The sequence below is a fragment of the Yimella sp. cx-51 genome (genome assembly GCF_017654605.1).
In the GTDB taxonomy this organism is placed as follows: Bacteria; Actinomycetota; Actinomycetes; order Actinomycetales; family Dermatophilaceae; genus Yimella.
In genome coordinates, this window is the sequence record NZ_CP072113.1 from 1,349,321 (window position 1) to 1,365,807 (window position 16,487).

The window sequence follows — 16,487 nt, forward strand, 5'->3', positions numbered from 1 at the left end:
CTATGACCCAGCAGCTTCCGGACGACTTTGCAGACCGGCATTCACCGGCTCCGGTTCGGGCGCGCCACACGGCCTTCAAGGGGTACGTGTGGGACGTCGTCACCGACGAGGTCGACCTGGGTGCAGGTGGTGTCGTCAGCCGCGACTACGTGCAGCACACCGGAGCGGTCGCGGTGGTCGCGCTGCGTGGTGAGCCCGGTGCTGAAGAGGTCGTGCTCATCCAGCAGTACCGCCATCCGGTCGGCACCTACGACTGGGAGATTCCGGCCGGGCTGCTCGACGTGCCGGGGGAGGACCCCCACGCTGCGGCCGCGCGTGAACTGGCCGAAGAAGCTCAGCTCGGCGCTCGTGAGTGGGCCGTGTTGGTCGACCTGTTCACCTCACCTGGTGGCATCTCGGAGAACCTGCGAGTTTTCCTCGCGCGGGACGTCTTCCCTTTCACTGCAGAGGGATTCGTCGCCGCCGGAGAAGAGCACGAGATGCCCGTCGGCTGGATCTCGCTCGATACAGCCGCGACGGCTGCGCTCGAGGGACGTATGCACAACGCGGTGGCGATCGCCGCTATCTTGGCGGCGCTCCGCGCGCGTGACAATGGTTTCGCCGGGCTGCGTCCGGCAGATGCTCCGTGGCCGGAGCATCCGGCGTACCGCTGAAAGGTGATGCAGTGCAACGGGTTTCGAGGCGTGGCCAGGTACCTCCGTTCCATGTGATGGAGCTCGTCGCGGCGGCGACCAGGCGGCAGCAGACCCATGGCGACGCCATCATGTTGTGCGTTGGTCAGCCGTCGACTCCGGCGCCCGACCCGGTGCGTCGAGAGGTCGAGCGGGTGCTCGACACCCACACACTCGGCTACACCGAGGCGCGTGGCACCCGTCAACTGCGCACGGCCATCAGTGACCACTACGCCCGTCATTACCACTTGTCGGTCGACCCCGACGAGATCGTGGTCAGCAACGGCAGTTCGGGCGGGTTCAGCACCGTCCTGCTTGCGGCCTTCGAGGCCGGTGCTCGCATAGCGATGACCCGCCCGGGATATCCCGCGTACCGCAACACCGTGCGTGCGCTGGGATGCGAGCCGGTCGAGGTGGTGTGTGGCCCGGAGACGCGCTTCCAGCCGTCCGTGGAGCAGTTGGAGGCGCTGCCCGAACGTATCGACGGGCTCATCATCGCCAGCCCGGCCAATCCCACCGGCACGATCATCGGTGCTGACGAACTCGCTGCCATCGCGGCGTGGTGCGAGGCGAACGACGTCCTGCTGCTCTCGGACGAGATCTACCACGGCATCGGTTACGGACGCCCGATGTCGACCGCCTGGGCCACCTCGCGCAACGCGGTCGTCATGGGTTCGGTGAGCAAGTTCCACTCGATGACCGGTTGGCGTCTCGGCTGGAACCTGTTGCCAGCACACCTGACGAGGCCCGTCGAACTGCTGCAGGGCAACTTGTCGATCTGCGCGCCCGCCGTCTCCCAAGCCGGTGCCGTCGCGGCCTTCACTCCCGAATCCGAGAGCGAGTTGGTCGGGCACGTCGAGCGGTACGCCCGCAACCGCGAGGTCGTGCTGCAGCGTCTGCCCGAACTCGGCGTCACCTCGTTCGCCCCGCCAGACGGCGCCTTCTACGCCTACTGCGACATCAGTCACCTGACCGACGATTCGCAGCAATGGTGCCTCGACGTGCTCGACCGCACGGGTGTGGCGCTCGCTCCCGGAATCGACTTCGACCCGGTCGACGGCAACCGCTTCATGCGGCTGTCGTTCTGCGGCTCGACGGAACAGTTGAACGAGGCGTTCGACCGTTTGGCTACGGTCGTGTGATGAGCGCCAACGCGCAGCCAGCTGGTCAATGATCGGCTCCCAGCCATTGGCGCCCAGGAAGTTGTCTCCGCCGGTGAACCGGCCCACATGATCAATCGTCCACTGGCGGTCTCGTCGGCGAAGTAGATGCTGTCTGCCGCTGGAGTCATGCACACATGGAACACCTCATATACCGCACAGCGGGTGGTTTCCGCAGCGCCAGCAACGATCTGTGGGTAGTGCAAATTCAGCTGTGGAGATCGTCCGCAGACTCGGGGCTCGCTGCACTCTGGTGCGCATGAGCTTCCATGACCTTCCCGACAGCTGGAGCAAGACTCCGATCACCGAGTCGAATCTGTGCGATGTGTTCGATCTCTTCGTCAGCTTCGAGGACCGCGTCCGCGGATCGATCATTTTGCTCGTGCTCGACGAGTTCGATCGCATCCGTCAACCGATCGTGATCGGCGACGTGCCGCACGACGCCGGCGAGCCGCCGTGGATCTTCCTCGACCAGCTCAGCGATCTGATGGACCGTGTCGGTGGCACGGTGCTCTTCGCCCGCGGACGCATGGGCCCGGCGCTGTTGAGCGCTGCAGACCTACGCTGGCAGCAGTGGATCGCCGAGACCTTCGGCGACCGGCTCCGCGGGTGCTACCTCGCCACGGAGGATGAGGTCACCGCGTACGAGAACTGCGGCTTCGACGCCGACCTCGCAAGCTGAACCGGCGGGTGGCCGAGAGCGATCAGCGGGCCGCGTCCAACCGATCCACGAAGCCGCTCAGGTCAAGACGTGCAGCAGCCATTGCTTCGTCGAGTTGGGTCACCGAGGAGACACCGGCGATCGGCCGGATGCTCGGTCGGCTGTGCATCAACCACGACAACACCACCTGCCCTCGGGTGGCGCCCAGTTCATCTGCCACTTCGGTCAGGGCCGCAAGCCGAGCAGTGCTGCCCGGGTGGTCGTAGGCGTCCGGGAACGGGCGATCGTCCCGGTCGTAGCTGCCCTGGACGAGCGGCGAGTAGGCCCACAGTTCGAGTTCGGGGTACTCGGTCACGTAGTCGATCGTCTCGTCAGTGACAAAGCCGAACCGGTGGTCCTTACCCGGTACGGCGACGTCGTGGCGCGGACGCAGGTAGGACGTCGTCAGTTGAAGTGCGGTGAACGGCTCATGATTCTTTGCCTCAGCAATCGCCCGTGCCCGCTCCACTCGCCACGTCGGGTGGTTCGAGATACCCAGCCGCTTCACCCGACCATCCGCGACGGCGGCGCCAAAGGCTTCGACGGTATCGCTCAACTCGACATTCCGGTCTTCGCCGTGCGCCCAGTAGAGGTCGACTGTGTCGACCTGAAGCCGCTCCAGGCTGCGTGACAGCTCGCGCTCAATCACCGCTGCAGACAGTCCTTCGACGACGTCGAACTGGCCGGCTACGGTCGGCTCCTGGCCCACTTTGGTCGCAATGACAAGTTCGTCTCGCAGGCCCGGGTTTGCCGCGAGCCAGCGTCCGATGATTTCTTCGCTCTGGCCGCCTGCTCCGCTCGGATTTGCCCAGAAGGCATAGCAATTGGCGGTGTCGATGGTGCGGCCACCGAGTGCGACGAATCGGTCGAGCAGCGCGAACGACGTGGCCTCGTCGGTCTTGGTGCCGAAGTACATCGTGCCGAGGACGAGATCGCTGGGGGAGGGCATGTGATCAGGCATAGACGGACCTTCCGAGGTGATCGTGGTTGGCCGGTGTTGTTCGTCTCGGCGGGTTTCGACCCCTGCTCCTTCGTGCCTCAGGAGCGGGGCTCAACCAGCGTGGGCGTCAGTCGGTGCCGAGGTCGAACGCTGCGCGGTCGAGCGACTCGTCGTCGCTGGAGTCGACGCTCGGGTTCGCGGCGATCTGCTGCGCGCCGCCCGGTTCGAGTTCGCCGACGAGGTCCTTCTCGCGTGTCGGCAGCGATCCCTGGCTGGCGTACAACTCCAGCTTGGCGCGGGTGTCTGCGATGTCGAGGTTGCGCATCGTGAGCTGCCCGATGCGGTCGGTCGGACCAAAAGCGGCGTCCTCGGTGCGCTCCATCGACAGCTTGTCGGGGTGGTAACTGAAGTTCTCACCCTTGGTGTCGACGATCGAGTAGTCCTCGCCGCGACGCAGCCGCAACGTGACCTCACCGGTGACGGCCGAGGCGACCCAACGCAACAAACCCTCACGGAGCATGAGCGACTGCGGGTCGAACCAACGACCTTCGTAGAGCAGTCGGCCCAGGCGACGCCCGTCGTTGTGGAACGCGGCCACGGTGTCTTCGTTGTGGATGGCGTTGACGAGGCGCTCGTAGGCGATCCAGAGCAGTGCCATGCCCGGCGCTTCGTAGATGCCGCGCGACTTGGCTTCGATGATGCGGTTCTCGATCTGGTCACTCATGCCCAGGCCGTGACGTCCGCCGATGGTGTTGGCCTCGTGCATGAGCTCGACGACGTCGTCGATGCGGCGGCCGTTGATCGCGACGGGGCGACCCTGCTCGTAGCGGATCGTGACGTCCTCGGTGTCGATCTGCACCGACTCGTCCCAGAACGCCACGCCCATGATCGGCTCGACGATCTCCATCGAGGTGTCGAGGTGCTCAAGAGTCTTGGCTTCGTGGGTGGCGCCCAGAATGTTGGCGTCGGTCGAGTACGCCTTCTCGGTGCTGTCGCGATAGGGGAAGTTGTGCGCGATCAGCCACTCCGACATCTCCTTGCGTCCACCGAGTTCGGTGACGAAGACGGCGTCCAGCCACGGCTTGTAGATGCGCAGCGCTGGGTTGGCCAGGAGGCCGTAGCGGTAGAAGCGCTCGATGTCGTTGCCCTTGTAGGTCGAACCGTCGCCCCAGACGGAGACGCCGTCCTCCTGCATGGCGCGCACGAGCAAGGTGCCGGTCACGGCACGACCCAGCGGCGTGGTGTTGAAGTAGGTGCGACCGGCCGAACGGATGTGGAAGGCGCCCGTGGCGATCGCCGCGAGACCTTCTTCGACCAGCAGTTGCTTGCAGTCGACCAGGCGAGCCAGCTCGGCGCCGTACTGGGACGCACGACCGGGCACTGACTCGATATCGGGCTCGTCGTACTGACCGAGGTCAGCGGTGTAGGTGCAGGGCACGGCGCCACCGGCACGCATCCACGCGACCGCACACGAGGTGTCCAGGCCGCCGGAAAAAGCGATACCGACACGTTCACCGACAGGCAGGGAGTTCAAGACCTTTGACACGTCCGCCATCGTAGGAGGTCGCCCGATGTGCTCGCCGCCACGTCCCGATCACGGATACTGCAAGGGTGTCCGATCTCCACTGCCCGATGTGTCCTTGCGACTCGCTGCTTCCGTACGACGCTTGCTGCGGCCCGCTGTTGTCGACCGATCGTCTCGCCTCCACAGCGGAGGAGTTGATGCGGTCGCGCTACACGGCTTATTTCTACGGCAATCGCGAACACCTATGGCGCACATGGCATCCCAAGACGCGTCCGGAGCTGGTCACGGTGGATCCAGCGACCGAATGGACTGGCTTGACCGTCCACGACACCGTCGGTGGGGGAGCAGGTGACGATCACGGCGTGGTCGAGTTCACGGCCACCTACAAGGGCGGTTTCGTGCACGAACGCAGCACTTTCGCGCGGCGGGCGGGCCGCTGGTTCTATGTGGAGGACGAACGGGCGCACGCAGGCTGAATGAGTTCGCGCCTGCGGTGCAACCTGCCCTAGCATTGGCACCGTTCGTGGTGGCGGCGTGACGCCCCGCCAGATCCCAGCCGAGATCGCTGAGGTCAGCTGCGAGACGCGCGTCCGGCGTACCGACGAGAGGCCGGGCGATCTGTCCGGCGAAGGTGTGGTGGCACCGCGATCTGGCCCCCGCCCACACCTCCCGGGCCGCTGTTCCTCACCAGGAACCGCGGATTCCCGCAGTTCCTTCACGGGTGAGGACCCGACCCGAAAGGAACGAACATGCTTCGTACTCATCAGGCCGGCACGCTGCGCGCGGCGGAGACCGGACAGAACGTCACCCTCACCGGATGGGTGGGGCGACGCCGCGACCACGGTGGTGTGGCCTTCATCGACCTGCGCGACGCCAGCGGTGTGGTCCAGGTCGTGGCCCGCGACGAGGTGCTCACCGGCAGCGCTCACGACCTGCGCAACGAGTACTGCATCAAGGTCGTCGGCACCGTCCAGCCTCGGGACGCCAAGGACGTCAACCCCGACCTGCCCACCGGCGAGATCGACGTCGTCGCCGAAGAGATCGAGGTGCTCAGCGAGTCGGCCGCGCTGCCCTTCCAGATCGACGAACGCATCAACGTCGGCGAGGAAGCACGCCTGAAGTACCGCTACCTCGACCTGCGTCGTCCGGCTCAGGGCAACGCAATTCGCTTGCGCAGCAAGGTGAACGCCGCGGCGCGGTCGGTGCTCGCCGAGCGTGATTTCGTCGAGATCGAAACCCCGACGCTCACCCGCTCGACCCCGGAAGGTGCTCGCGACTTCCTGGTGCCTGCTCGCCTCGCACCCGGCAGCTGGTACGCCCTGCCGCAGAGCCCGCAGCTGTTCAAACAGCTGCTCATGGTCGCCGGCATGGAGCGCTATTACCAGATCGCGCGCTGCTACCGCGACGAAGACTTCCGTGCCGACCGTCAGCCGGAGTTCACCCAGCTCGACATCGAGATGAGCTTCGTGGAGCAGGACGACGTGCTCGAACTCGGTGAAGCGATCGCCAAGGCGCTCTGGCAGGTCATCGGCGTCGAACTGCCCACGCCGTTCCCGCGCATGACCTACGCCGACGCCATGGCGAAGTACGGCTCCGACAAGCCCGACCTGCGCTTCGGCAACGAGCTGGTCGAATGCACCGAGCTGTTCAAGGACACCACCTTCCGCGTCTTCCAGGCTCCGTACGTCGGTGCCGTCGTCATGCCCGGTGGAGCCTCGCAGCCGCGCCGTCAGCTGGACGCGTGGCAGGACTGGGCCAAGCAGCGTGGCGCCAAGGGTCTGGCCTATGTGCTCCTGCAGGAGGACGGCGAGCTCACCGGTCCGGTCGCCAAGAACCTCTCGGACGCCGAGAAGGCTGCCCTGCCGGCACACGTCGGTGCGAAGCCGGGCGACTGCATCTTCTTCGCCGCCGGCGACGTCAAGAGCTCGCGCGCGCTGCTGGGTGCCGCCCGACTGGAGATCGGCAAGCGCTGCGGCCTGATCGACAAGTCGGCCTGGTCGTTCCTGTGGGTGCTCGACGCGCCGTTGTTCGAGCCCGCTGCGGACGCCGTCGCCTCCGGTGACGTCGCCGTTGGCTCGGGCAAGTGGACCGCCGTGCACCACGCCTTCACCATGCCCAAGAAGGAATACCTCGACACCTTCGACGCCAACCCTGGTGAGGCGCTCGCGTACGCCTACGACATGGTCTGCAACGGTAACGAGATCGGCGGCGGCTCGATCCGTATCCACCGCAAGGACATCCAGGAGCGCGTCTTCGCGATCATGGGCCTGTCGCAGGAGGAAGCGCAGGAGAAGTTCGGCTTCCTGCTGGACGCCTTCCAGTTCGGTGCGCCCCCGCACGGAGGAATCGCCTTCGGCTGGGACCGCATCACCGCGCTGCTCGCCGGCACCGACTCGATCCGCGAAGTCATTGCCTTCCCGAAGTCCGGTGGCGGCTACGACCCGCTGACCGCAGCCCCGGCGCCCATCACGCCGGAGCAGCGCAAGGAGGCCGGGGTCGACGCCAAGCCGCAGAGCAAAGCACCGGCACAGGGGGCCGAAGAGGTCAACCCGAAGCAGAGTTGAGCTGAACAGCACTGAGTTGAAGCCGCTTGCCCACGAGTTCCCCTTGTGGGCAAGCGGTTTCGTGTTTTCTCTGATTGGAGAAGTGTGACCATCAAGGCGATCCTGTGGGACTGCGACGGCGTGTTGCAGCACCCTGCGCACGACTGGGACAAGCAGTTGTCGGCGCTCGGGGGAGACCGGTTCACCGCTGATCTGTTCGCCGCCGAAGTCACGGCGCTTCGCGGCGAGGAGTCGTTGCGGGCGGTGGTCGAGCGCGTGCTCATCGATCACCCACAGGCCGGCAGCGTGGACGACGTGCTCCGGTTGTGGTCACTCTTCGAGCCGGACGAAGCCGCATGGCAGGTCGTCGACGAGGCTCGTGCGGCCGGCGTGATCTGCGTGCTGGCCACCAACCAGCAGGACTACCGCGTCACGTTGATGCGCGGCGATCACCGCTACGACGACCGAGTCGACGGCGTCTACTACTCCAGCGAAGTCGGCCACATGAAGCCGTCACTCGAATACTTCATGGCGATCCTGGACGACCTGCAGCTTGAACCGCAGGAAGCACTCTTCATCGACGACAACCTCCGGAACATCGAAACGGCGCAGAGCATGGGCATCGTTGTCGTGCATCACGATCCGGCGTCCGGCGCGGCCGAGCTGCGGGGCGAGGTCGCCGAGCACATCGACCTCTGAACCACGCTGGCAAGCCAACGCGATTCTTGCGCGTATTTCGGTCGACCTACAACGAGCCTCGTGGAACGCTGACCGGATGCTGCCTCGCCGCGATATCGAGCCCCGCGCGCTTCTCACACAGCTGGCGCCCGACCTGGCTGACGCCAGTCTGCGCGAGTTGGGCGAAGGCTTCGACAACGTGGCCTATCTCGTCGGCGACGACATGGTGCTGCGCATCTCGAAACACAGCGACCTCAGCGAACGGCAGCACGTGGCCGCCCGGGATGGCGAGATTCTGACCCTTGCCAATCGATTCTCGACTTTGCCGACCTCAGAAGTGCTCGCAATCGATGTCGCGCAAGGGGCGCTGTTACTCACCCATGTGGCAGGACGTGCGCTTTCGCACGTTCTGCGGACAGACGAACCTCACTGGGACGGTGCACGTCTTGCGTCGCTCGATCGTGGCTCATTCACCGCGCAAATGGCCGGGTTCCTGACGTCACTATGGTCAGCATCGCCAGACGAGCTGCGTGGGCATGTGCCCATGCCGCCTGTCTCAGCAGCGCAATGGTTGGCCCAAACGACCATTGCGTACCAGCAGATGAGATGCCCGCTGGCAGTTGAGGATCGGCGGCGCATCGAGTCGTTCTTGGGTTCACCGGTGCTCGGCGACGATACGTGGGAAGTCTTCTCGCACAACGATCTTGGTGAAGACCACATCTTCGTCGACGCCGACGGCACCGCGAGCGGAGTCATCGATTGGAGCGATGCTGTCATCGGTGATCCGGCCCGCGACCTTGCACTGCTCATGCTTGACCTCGGGCCGACGATCGCGATGGACGTGGTCGATCAATTGGGTGCCCATCGGTTCGGCGATCTGACCAGCCGAGCCCGGTGGTGGGCCGCCAGGTCAGGTGTGGAGGGCGTTGCGTGGCGCGCAGCCAATCGTCCCGACACTGTCGAAGCCGCTCTCACCAAACTTCGGGCCGTGTTCGACGTCTGAAATCGCGTCGGACCCGATGGCCCGATGACGCCTAAATCCTCGCTCTACGCGTCGACCCCACCGTGGGCGGAGTTGCAGTGCTGCTCAATCGGCGAAGCGGGCCGAGGCCAGCTGCCGTGACTGGGCCACGAGACGGCCGGTGGAGTCCCAGAGCTCGGCATCCTCCTCGAGCAGATTGCCCGTCACGGTCGAGGTGCGAATGCGAATCGCAAGCCAGCCTGGTGCTGGGACGGCGCGCACGTAGCCGGTGAATTCGATCGTGGGCACCCAGCCGACTGAGCCGAGGTCGAAGGCGACCGGCGGGAAGGCGTCAAGGAAAGCGAGCAGCGAGAGTGCGTCGGGTTCGCGGCCGTCGGCGAAGCGGATCCAGCCGCGCATCTCGCCGTTGCCGCTGGGCTGCCCGAGGGCCCAGCCCGCGGTCTCGGGGTCGAGCCGCATGTCGAAGCGTTGCAGCAGTTCGGATTTGGTGAGGGCCGACGGTGGTGCATCGCCGGACGAAACGCACTGGTCTACCGGCGTGATGCGCGGCCTCGGCGTCTGCTTGCGCACCGGCTCAGAGTGTCCCGACACGTCGCCCATGGTGAGCAGGGCGCGAAATCGTTCCATCTCGCCTTGGCGCACGATCACCTGCGCGGTCGACATCGAACGTCCGGTGCGCAGCACGGTCGGCTCGGCCGTGATCTCTCCGGGCCCGCCGGGGGAGAGGAACACCCCGCTCCAGGTGAGCGGGTGCGGGTGATGGGCGGGCACGACGTCGATGACGGCCTGCGTCGACAGAGCCATCAGCAGGCCGCCGTTGACCGCCTCACCGATTCCCCATGCGTCGGTCAAGGTGCCGAGGTAGCGACCCTCGCCGTCCCGGCGAAGGCTGATGGCGTCGTCGAACTCACTCATGGGCACATCTCACCACTGCACGGTGAATCCGGTAGCCGCAGTACCGGATTAAACGCTAACCGCTTGTCGCAGAAGCGAATCGGCGCGATGCCCACGCATGAGCCGTGCGATAGCCCAAGCGGTGGTAGATGCCCCGAGCGATGTCGTTGTCCGAGTACATGCCGAGCGTGCTCACGCCGTCCGACTTCAGGGCGGCATTGGTCAGCGCTGCGGTGACGGCCACGCCCAGCTTCTGACCGCGCACCTCCGGGTGGGTGACGATGCCGGTCAAGTGTGGTGCGCCGGCCCCGGTGCGGTGCAGCGCGCCAGCGGCGACGATACGTCCCTCGCGACGGATGCCGAGCCAGAGCTCGCTGATGCCTTCGCCGGGTTGGGATTCGGCCCGAGGATTGCCAACTGCGTTGAGGGCCAGGAGTTCTGAAGCATCGGCGGCGTCATCGAGTAGCTCGACGGACGCAAATACGGACTCAAGCCCGGGCAGGAGCGGCGGAGCTTGGGTGGTCCACATCCAGTCCCAGTCACCACCAACGCCGAGGGAAAAACGCTCCTGCGCAAGCGGCAACAGGTGCTGGTCGATCGAGACACCCGAGACCTCGTCAGGCAGGCCGGAGGCGATGACGGCGTCGAGCAGCGGCTCGACCTGCTCGGCAGGGCCGGAGACGTTCAAGTGGATTCCGCGTCGCATGTGCCCACGACGCAGGAAGGCGACCGCGGAGCCGAGCGCCCACGCCTGGTCGACCAGCCGAGGGTCACACTCCCAGCGCACATACGGGTCATCGCCGCTGGCTCGCAGGAGTTCGTCCTGTCCATGCAGGTATCGCAGTTCGTCGGCCACGCCGGATAGCGTGACATTCGTGTCAGATGATCTCTTCGCCGCCTCCGCCGATCTCGCGTCTGCCGACACCTTGCCTCCGCTGGCGGTGCGGATGCGGCCGCGGTCGCTGGACGAGGTGCGCGGGCAGCGTGACGTGCTGCGGGTCGGCAGTCCGCTGCGCCGGCTCATCGAAGGAGCCGGGGGAGCGGCCGGCCCGGTGTCGGCCATCCTGTGGGGGCCGCCCGGCACCGGCAAGACCACCCTCGCCCACCTCGTGGCCGGCGCGACCGGGCGCAAGTTCGTGGAGCTGTCGGCAATCAACGCCGGCGTCAAGGACGTGCGCCTCGTGCTCGACCAGGCGGTGCGGGAGAAGTCGCTCTACGGACGCGACACCCTGCTCTTCCTCGACGAAATCCACCGGTTCAGCAAGGCGCAGCAGGATGCACTACTGCCCGGAGTCGAGAACCGCACCATCATCCTCGTCGCGGCCACCACCGAGAATCCGTCGTTCTCCATCATCGCTCCGTTGCTGTCGCGCTCGGTGTTGGTGACCCTGACCTCGCTGACCGACGCGGACGTCCAAGATCTGGTAACCGATGCCGTGGCTGACCAGCGCGGGCTCGCGGGTGACTTCACCCTGGCTGAGGACGCCCTCGACCACTTGGTGCGGATGGCCGGCGGCGACGCGCGTCGATCGCTGACGGCTCTGGAAGCCTCCGCCGGCGTGGCCCTCGACCGCGACCCGTCCACGAAACCGACACCGATCACGCTGCCTGATGTCGAGCAGGCGATCGCGACCGCAGCGGTGCGTTACGACAAGACCGGCGACCAGCACTACGACGTCGCGTCAGCTTTCATCAAGTCGATGCGCGGTAGTGATGTGGACGCCGCTCTGCACTACCTGGCCCGCATGCTCGAAGCCGGTGAAGACCCACGCTTCATCGCCCGGCGCGTGGTGATCTCCGCATCGGAGGAGATCGGGATGGCCGATCCGACCGCGCTGCAAACGGCGGTGGCGGCGATGCACGCCGTTGCCCAGATCGGTATGCCCGAAGCGCGACTTGTACTGGCGCAAGCCGTGGTACACAACTGCCTGGCTCCGAAGTCGAATGCCACCTACGCCGCAATCAACGCGGCGATCGCCGACGTGAGGGCGGGCAAGCTGGGCGCTGTGCCAGCACACTTGCGAGGTTCGAGCTACTCGGGAGCCGGGGAACTCGGGCACGGCAAGGGCTACCGCTACTCCCATGATGAGCCGAATGCCGTTGGGCACCAACAGTTTCTGCCGGACGCGCTGGTCGACTCTGCGGACTATTATCATGCCTCCGATCGTGGTTGGGAGGCGACCCTCGGGGCGCGTTGGGACAGCCTCCGAAGCACGATTCGCGGTCGGCAAATGTGACCCCGGACACTTGGTAACGATTGTGTGACCCTGCGGCCAGGGCCTTTTGAAGCAGTCATAGGTGTGGCATGTTTCTCTAGGCGTGAGCCTGCGAAGCCTGCAGGTTTCCAGGTCGGGGGACCGGAGCACGCTGGTACACAACAGATCTCGACAACTGGTCGTGTCCGTCCACGGAGGTTCGATGAGCGTCAACCCGCAGCAGATCGCGGACGCCGAAGGCGTCGCGGCCGCGGAGGCTTATGCCGATAAGCCGGAAGAACCAGGCAAGCAAAAGGTGCGGGAGGGTAAGTCGCCGCTGCGCATCGCGTTGGAGCGCCTGCGGCGCGACAAGATCGCCATTGCTTGCATCGTGGTCATCCTGTTGTTCATCCTCATGGCGATGTTCCAGGACCTCATCACCAACATCGTTGGTGTCGACAACGAGAACCACCAGGAACTGCTGAACCCTGAGACCACCTACCCCGACTTCACCGCGTCGTCGGCGCACCCCTTGGGCATCGAACCGGGCACCGGACGTGACCTCTTCTATCGCTGGGTGCACGGTGCGCGGCCCTCGCTCATCGTCGGCATCTTCGCCGCGGCGGTCACCGTGATCATCGGTGTGACGATGGGCTTGCTCTCCGGCTTCCTCGGCGGCTGGGTCGACCGCGTGATCTCGTGGTTCATCGACTTCCTGCTGTCGCTGCCCTTCCTGCTCATGGCCTTCGCCATCGTCCCCATCGCTGTGGCTCGCTTCGGCAACCCCGACACGGCTGGTTATGTCGAGCCCGGGAAGCAGTCGACCATTCAGTTCATCGCCGTCATCTTCATCCTGGTGCTGTTCGGCTGGCCTTCGCTGGCCCGCCTCATCCGAGGTGAGGTGCTGTCGCTGCGCGAACGCGAATTCGTCCAGGCGGCAAGGGCGCTCGGAGCAGGCCCGCGCCGCATCGTCTTCCGCGAGATGCTGCCGAATCTTCTCGGCCCGATCATCGTCAACCTCACCGTGCTGATCCCGGCGTTCATCTCGATCGAGGCGGGTATGTCGCTGCTCGGAATCGGCTTGCAAGACCCGATCGTGTCGTGGGGCCAGACCATTTCGTCCGGTTCGAAGGCCTTCGACACCTACCCGATCTGGATGTGGGTGCCGGCGATGAGCATCGCGTTGCTGGTGCTCGCGCTGAGCCTGCTCGGCGATGCCGTCTCGGATGCTTTCAACCCGCAGACCCGCCGATAAGACCTCACAATCCAATAACTGAAAGTGGTGAACCAACCCGGTCACCACTCCCCAAACCACTGTCGGCCAACAGGCCGCAGGGAGCAATAAGGAGAAACAATGCGCTGGACCAAGGTGGTCGCCCTCGCGGCGGCAGGTTCACTCTCACTGGCTGCGTGTGGCGGCGGTGGCGACTCGAAGACGTCGGGCAGCAGCGGAAGCAACGCGTCCAACTCCGCACTGGGCGACCAGTTCGAGAAGGTACCCGCGAGCGCTGCTTTCCAGCCGGACGCCAAGGGTCCTGCAGCGGAGATTTCCGGTGCGAAGAAGGGCGGCACGCTGACCCTCAACGTCAACTCCATCCCGGAGAACACCGACCCCTCGACGCAGTACTACCAGGACACCGCGGCCATCCTGCGTCTCACGACGCGCACGTTGACCCAGTACCTCACCAAGGACGGCAAGTCGGTGCTCGTGCCCGACATGGCCACCAACCTCGGTGAGCAGTCCAAGGACGGTCTGACCTGGAAGTTCACCCTGAAGAAGGGCCTGAAGTACGAAGACGGCTCGGAGATCAAGGCTTCCGACATCGCCTACTCGGTGAAGCGTTCCTTCGCCACCGAGGAAATGCCCGGCGGCCCGGAATTCCAGATGGAATACCTCAAGGGCGGTGACAAGTACAAGGGTCCGTGGAAGTCGGGTGACAACTTCGAGGGTGTCAAGGCCGACGACGCCGCCGGCACGCTTGAGTTCAACCTGACCAAGCGGATGCAGACCTTCCCGTACTTCGCTGCGTTCACGATGTTCGGTGCCATTCCCAAGGCCAAGGACACCAAGACCAACTACCAGCTGAAGTGGGTCGCGACCGGTCCCTACAAGATCAAGAGCTACGCCAAGGGATCGAAGCTGGTCCTGGAGAAGAACACGAACTGGGACGCCGCCTCCGACCCGGCCCGTCACCAGAACGTCGACACCTACGAGTTCAACTTCGGCCGTGACATCCCGACAACGGCGAAGTCGATCATGGCCGACAACGGCACCGACCAGACGACGCTGTCGTACGACGGTGTCGACGCCTCGATCCTCAGCGACGCGATGGGTTCGAAGGCCAAGCAGGTCGCGACCGGCCCGTCGCCGTGTGTGACCTACATCACAATGGACAGCGTGAAGGTTCCGCTGGAGGTGCGTAAGGCCATCGCTACCGCGTGGCCCTACAACCAGATCCGCATCGCCGGTGGCGCGACGAAGTTCGACTACACCCCGGCCTCGACCATCTCGGCTCCGCAGGTGCCGGGCTTCGAGAAGTTCAGCCTCCCCAACCTCACCGGCCAGGGCAACGGCGACCCGGAGAAGGCGAAGCAGATGCTGTCGGCCGCCGGTAAGTCGGGCTTCGAACTGTCGTACTACTACCGCAGTGACGACGACACCGCCAAGAAGGTCGAGGCCGTGCGTAAGCCGCTGCTGGAGAAGGCAGGCTTCAAGGTCAAGTCGATCGGTGTCTCGGGCACCGAGCTGCGCAAGAAGCGCCGCGAGCCCGAGCACAAGGTCAACCTGATGCAGGGCGTCAACGGCTGGTGCTACGACTGGCCGGCTGGTGACTCCATCTACCCGCCGCTGTTCAAGAGCACCAACAAGATCAACGGTGGCGTCGGCAACCTGAAGGACCCGGCGCTCGACAAGGAGATGGCCGCCATCTCCGCGCTGCCGATCGACCAGCAGGGTGCCAAGTGGACCGCCTTCGACAAGAAGATCCTCGAGCAGCACCTGCCGGCACTCCCAGTGTCGAACGACAAGGGTGCGGTCATCTTCGGTACGAAGGTGCACAACGTCCAGATCGACCCCAACGCCGGCATGCCGGACCTCACTTCGATCTGGGTCGGCTGACCTGAAGTGATCGACGGTGGGGGGCGCAGGCACTCGCCTGTGCCCCCCACCGGAGCCTGCATCGTGGTAAGCCAAGAACCGAGGAGCCAAGGCCTGTGCTGATCTACCTTCTGCGGCGAGTTCTACTGGGACTCAGCGTGATCATCGCCGCGATCATCGCGACGTTCGTCTTGTTCTATCTGGGACCGAACGATCCTGCGGGAGCGTTGTGTGGTCGTAACTGCACCCCGGAGCGCGTTGAGCAGATCGAGACCAACTTGGGCCTCAACAAGCCGAAGACCGAGCAATTCCAGCGGTACGTCAAGGGCATCGTGGTCGGCACCAGCGAAAAGGACGGTGCGCAGGACTGTGACGCGCCCTGTCTGGGTTGGTCCTACGTGCAGAATCGGTCGGTCACCGATCGAGTGGTCGAGGCCTTCCCCGTCACTGCCTCGATTGTCGGCGGCGGCATGATCGTCTACTCATTCTTGGGCATCAGTCTCGGGGTGCTGACCGCGCGCTATCGCGGAAGATGGCTCGACAAATCGATCGTCGGTTCCTCGCAGTTCGTCACCTCCATCCCGTACTACATCCTCGCGCTGGTCTTCTACCTGTACGCCATGAAGTTCTACGGCCTCATCCCGGAGAGCGCTTGGACGCCGCTCACCCAGAACCCATGGGCGTGGTTCACCGGTCTGCTCGGCGTATGGCTCTTCTACGGCGCCTATGTCTCTGCCGGGTACATCCGCTACATCCGTGCCGCGATGATCGACACGCAGAACCAGGACTACGTGCGTACTGCTCGTTCCAAGGGAATTTCGGAGTTCGACGTGACCGTTAAGCACGCACTGCGTGCCGCGATCGCTCCATTCCTGACCTTGCTCGGCATGGGTGTCGCCGCTGAGTTGACCGGCGCTGTCTTCACTGAACGAATCTTCAACCTCCCCGGAATGGGCAAGTTGGCGCTGGACTCGGTCAGCACCGGCGACCTCCCGACGATCTCCGGAACGGTCATCATCGGTGCCGTGCTCATCGTGATCGCCAACATCCTGGTCGACCTGATGTACGGAGTCGTGGACCCCCGCGTGAAGCTGTCGTGAGT

General features: G+C 65.0%; 15 protein-coding genes. 11 read left to right on the top strand and 4 right to left on the bottom strand.

Annotated features, from left to right (window positions below):
* Nucleotides 1–2: 2 nt before the first annotated feature.
* From J5M86_RS06410 to J5M86_RS06420, 3 genes are all read left to right on the top strand, one after another.
* On the top strand, nucleotides 3–653 hold the full coding sequence (locus J5M86_RS06410; protein WP_188060892.1) for an NUDIX domain-containing protein: 651 nt from the start codon (nucleotides 3–5) through the stop codon (nucleotides 651–653).
* A 56-nt stretch (nucleotides 654–709) separates the two neighbouring features.
* Nucleotides 710–1,813: a pyridoxal phosphate-dependent aminotransferase gene (locus tag J5M86_RS06415; RefSeq protein WP_188060891.1), complete on the top strand. Its 1,104-nt coding sequence runs from the start codon at nucleotides 710–712 to the stop codon at nucleotides 1,811–1,813.
* Nucleotides 1,814–2,090: 277 nt separating this feature from the next.
* A complete protein-coding gene (locus J5M86_RS06420) occupies nucleotides 2,091–2,513 on the top strand; it encodes a hypothetical protein (protein WP_188060890.1) in 423 nt (140 codons plus the stop codon).
* A 22-nt stretch (nucleotides 2,514–2,535) separates the two neighbouring features.
* On the opposite strand, the gene J5M86_RS06425 is transcribed toward J5M86_RS06420, so the two are convergent.
* Nucleotides 2,536–3,492: an aldo/keto reductase gene (locus J5M86_RS06425; RefSeq protein ID WP_244328513.1), complete on the bottom strand. Its 957-nt coding sequence runs from the start codon at nucleotides 3,490–3,492 to the stop codon at nucleotides 2,536–2,538.
* A gap of 106 nt (nucleotides 3,493–3,598) precedes the next feature.
* The gene (gene argG, locus J5M86_RS06430; RefSeq protein ID WP_188060889.1) at nucleotides 3,599–5,017 is read right to left on the bottom strand and encodes an argininosuccinate synthase; all 1,419 of its coding nucleotides are present in this window, start codon (nucleotides 5,015–5,017) and stop codon (nucleotides 3,599–3,601) included.
* A 65-nt stretch (nucleotides 5,018–5,082) separates the two neighbouring features.
* Here argG and J5M86_RS06435 point away from each other — a divergent pair, with 65 nt between their 5' ends.
* The 4 genes from J5M86_RS06435 to J5M86_RS06450 all read left to right on the top strand — a co-directional run bounded on the left by J5M86_RS06435 (nucleotide 5,083) and on the right by J5M86_RS06450 (nucleotide 9,220).
* Complete coding sequence (locus J5M86_RS06435) at nucleotides 5,083–5,472, top strand: YchJ family protein (protein WP_244328514.1); 390 nt, start codon at nucleotides 5,083–5,085, stop codon at nucleotides 5,470–5,472.
* Nucleotides 5,473–5,745: 273 nt separating this feature from the next.
* Nucleotides 5,746–7,560, top strand: coding sequence for an aspartate--tRNA ligase (gene aspS / locus J5M86_RS06440; protein ID WP_188060888.1), 1,815 nt, complete (start codon nucleotides 5,746–5,748; stop codon nucleotides 7,558–7,560).
* Nucleotides 7,561–7,644: 84 nt separating this feature from the next.
* On the top strand, nucleotides 7,645–8,238 hold the full coding sequence (locus J5M86_RS06445) for an HAD-IA family hydrolase (protein WP_188060887.1): 594 nt from the start codon (nucleotides 7,645–7,647) through the stop codon (nucleotides 8,236–8,238).
* Nucleotides 8,239–8,314: 76 nt separating this feature from the next.
* Complete coding sequence (locus J5M86_RS06450) at nucleotides 8,315–9,220, top strand: phosphotransferase family protein (RefSeq protein ID WP_188060886.1); 906 nt, start codon at nucleotides 8,315–8,317, stop codon at nucleotides 9,218–9,220.
* Between the two features lie 84 nt (nucleotides 9,221–9,304).
* Here J5M86_RS06450 and J5M86_RS06455 read toward each other — a convergent pair whose 3' ends face one another.
* Together J5M86_RS06455 and J5M86_RS06460 are read right to left on the bottom strand one after the other, a co-directional pair.
* On the bottom strand, nucleotides 9,305–10,114 hold the full coding sequence (locus J5M86_RS06455) for a thioesterase family protein (RefSeq protein ID WP_188060885.1): 810 nt from the start codon (nucleotides 10,112–10,114) through the stop codon (nucleotides 9,305–9,307).
* Between the two features lie 55 nt (nucleotides 10,115–10,169).
* Nucleotides 10,170–10,949 carry a GNAT family N-acetyltransferase gene (locus J5M86_RS06460; RefSeq protein ID WP_188060884.1) on the bottom strand — a complete coding sequence of 260 codons (780 nt, stop codon included), beginning with the start codon at nucleotides 10,947–10,949 and terminating at the stop codon, nucleotides 10,170–10,172.
* A gap of 19 nt (nucleotides 10,950–10,968) precedes the next feature.
* Here J5M86_RS06460 and J5M86_RS06465 point away from each other — a divergent pair, with 19 nt between their 5' ends.
* The 4 genes from J5M86_RS06465 (at nucleotide 10,969) to J5M86_RS06480 (ending at nucleotide 16,485) form a co-directional block, all read left to right on the top strand.
* Complete coding sequence (locus tag J5M86_RS06465) at nucleotides 10,969–12,330, top strand: replication-associated recombination protein A (protein ID WP_244328515.1); 1,362 nt, start codon at nucleotides 10,969–10,971, stop codon at nucleotides 12,328–12,330.
* Between the two features lie 181 nt (nucleotides 12,331–12,511).
* Nucleotides 12,512–13,543 carry an ABC transporter permease gene (locus J5M86_RS06470; RefSeq protein WP_188060883.1) on the top strand — a complete coding sequence of 344 codons (1,032 nt, stop codon included), beginning with the start codon at nucleotides 12,512–12,514 and terminating at the stop codon, nucleotides 13,541–13,543.
* 99 nt (nucleotides 13,544–13,642) lie between these two features.
* The gene (locus J5M86_RS06475) at nucleotides 13,643–15,406 is read left to right on the top strand and encodes an ABC transporter substrate-binding protein (RefSeq protein WP_188060882.1); all 1,764 of its coding nucleotides are present in this window, start codon (nucleotides 13,643–13,645) and stop codon (nucleotides 15,404–15,406) included.
* Between the two features lie 95 nt (nucleotides 15,407–15,501).
* Nucleotides 15,502–16,485 carry an ABC transporter permease gene (locus J5M86_RS06480; protein WP_188060881.1) on the top strand — a complete coding sequence of 328 codons (984 nt, stop codon included), beginning with the start codon at nucleotides 15,502–15,504 and terminating at the stop codon, nucleotides 16,483–16,485.
* Nucleotides 16,486–16,487: the final 2 nt, after the last annotated feature.

What these genes read in the sequence shown, in the direction of transcription:
- J5M86_RS06410 (WP_188060892.1), top strand. Translation starts at nt 3, where the DNA reads ATGACCCAGCAGCTTCCGGACGACTTTGCAGACCGGCATTCACCGGCT.
- J5M86_RS06415 (WP_188060891.1), top strand. Translation starts at nt 710, where the DNA reads ATGGAGCTCGTCGCGGCGGCGACCAGGCGGCAGCAGACCCATGGCGAC.
- J5M86_RS06420 (WP_188060890.1), top strand. Translation starts at nt 2,091, where the DNA reads ATGAGCTTCCATGACCTTCCCGACAGCTGGAGCAAGACTCCGATCACC.
- J5M86_RS06425 (WP_244328513.1), bottom strand. Translation starts at nt 3,492, where the DNA reads ATGCCTGATCACATGCCCTCCCCCAGCGATCTCGTCCTCGGCACGATG.
- aspS (WP_188060888.1), top strand. Translation starts at nt 5,746, where the DNA reads ATGCTTCGTACTCATCAGGCCGGCACGCTGCGCGCGGCGGAGACCGGA.
- J5M86_RS06450 (WP_188060886.1), top strand. Translation starts at nt 8,315, where the DNA reads ATGCTGCCTCGCCGCGATATCGAGCCCCGCGCGCTTCTCACACAGCTG.
- J5M86_RS06455 (WP_188060885.1), bottom strand. Translation starts at nt 10,114, where the DNA reads ATGAGTGAGTTCGACGACGCCATCAGCCTTCGCCGGGACGGCGAGGGT.
- J5M86_RS06470 (WP_188060883.1), top strand. Translation starts at nt 12,512, where the DNA reads ATGAGCGTCAACCCGCAGCAGATCGCGGACGCCGAAGGCGTCGCGGCC.
- J5M86_RS06475 (WP_188060882.1), top strand. Translation starts at nt 13,643, where the DNA reads ATGCGCTGGACCAAGGTGGTCGCCCTCGCGGCGGCAGGTTCACTCTCA.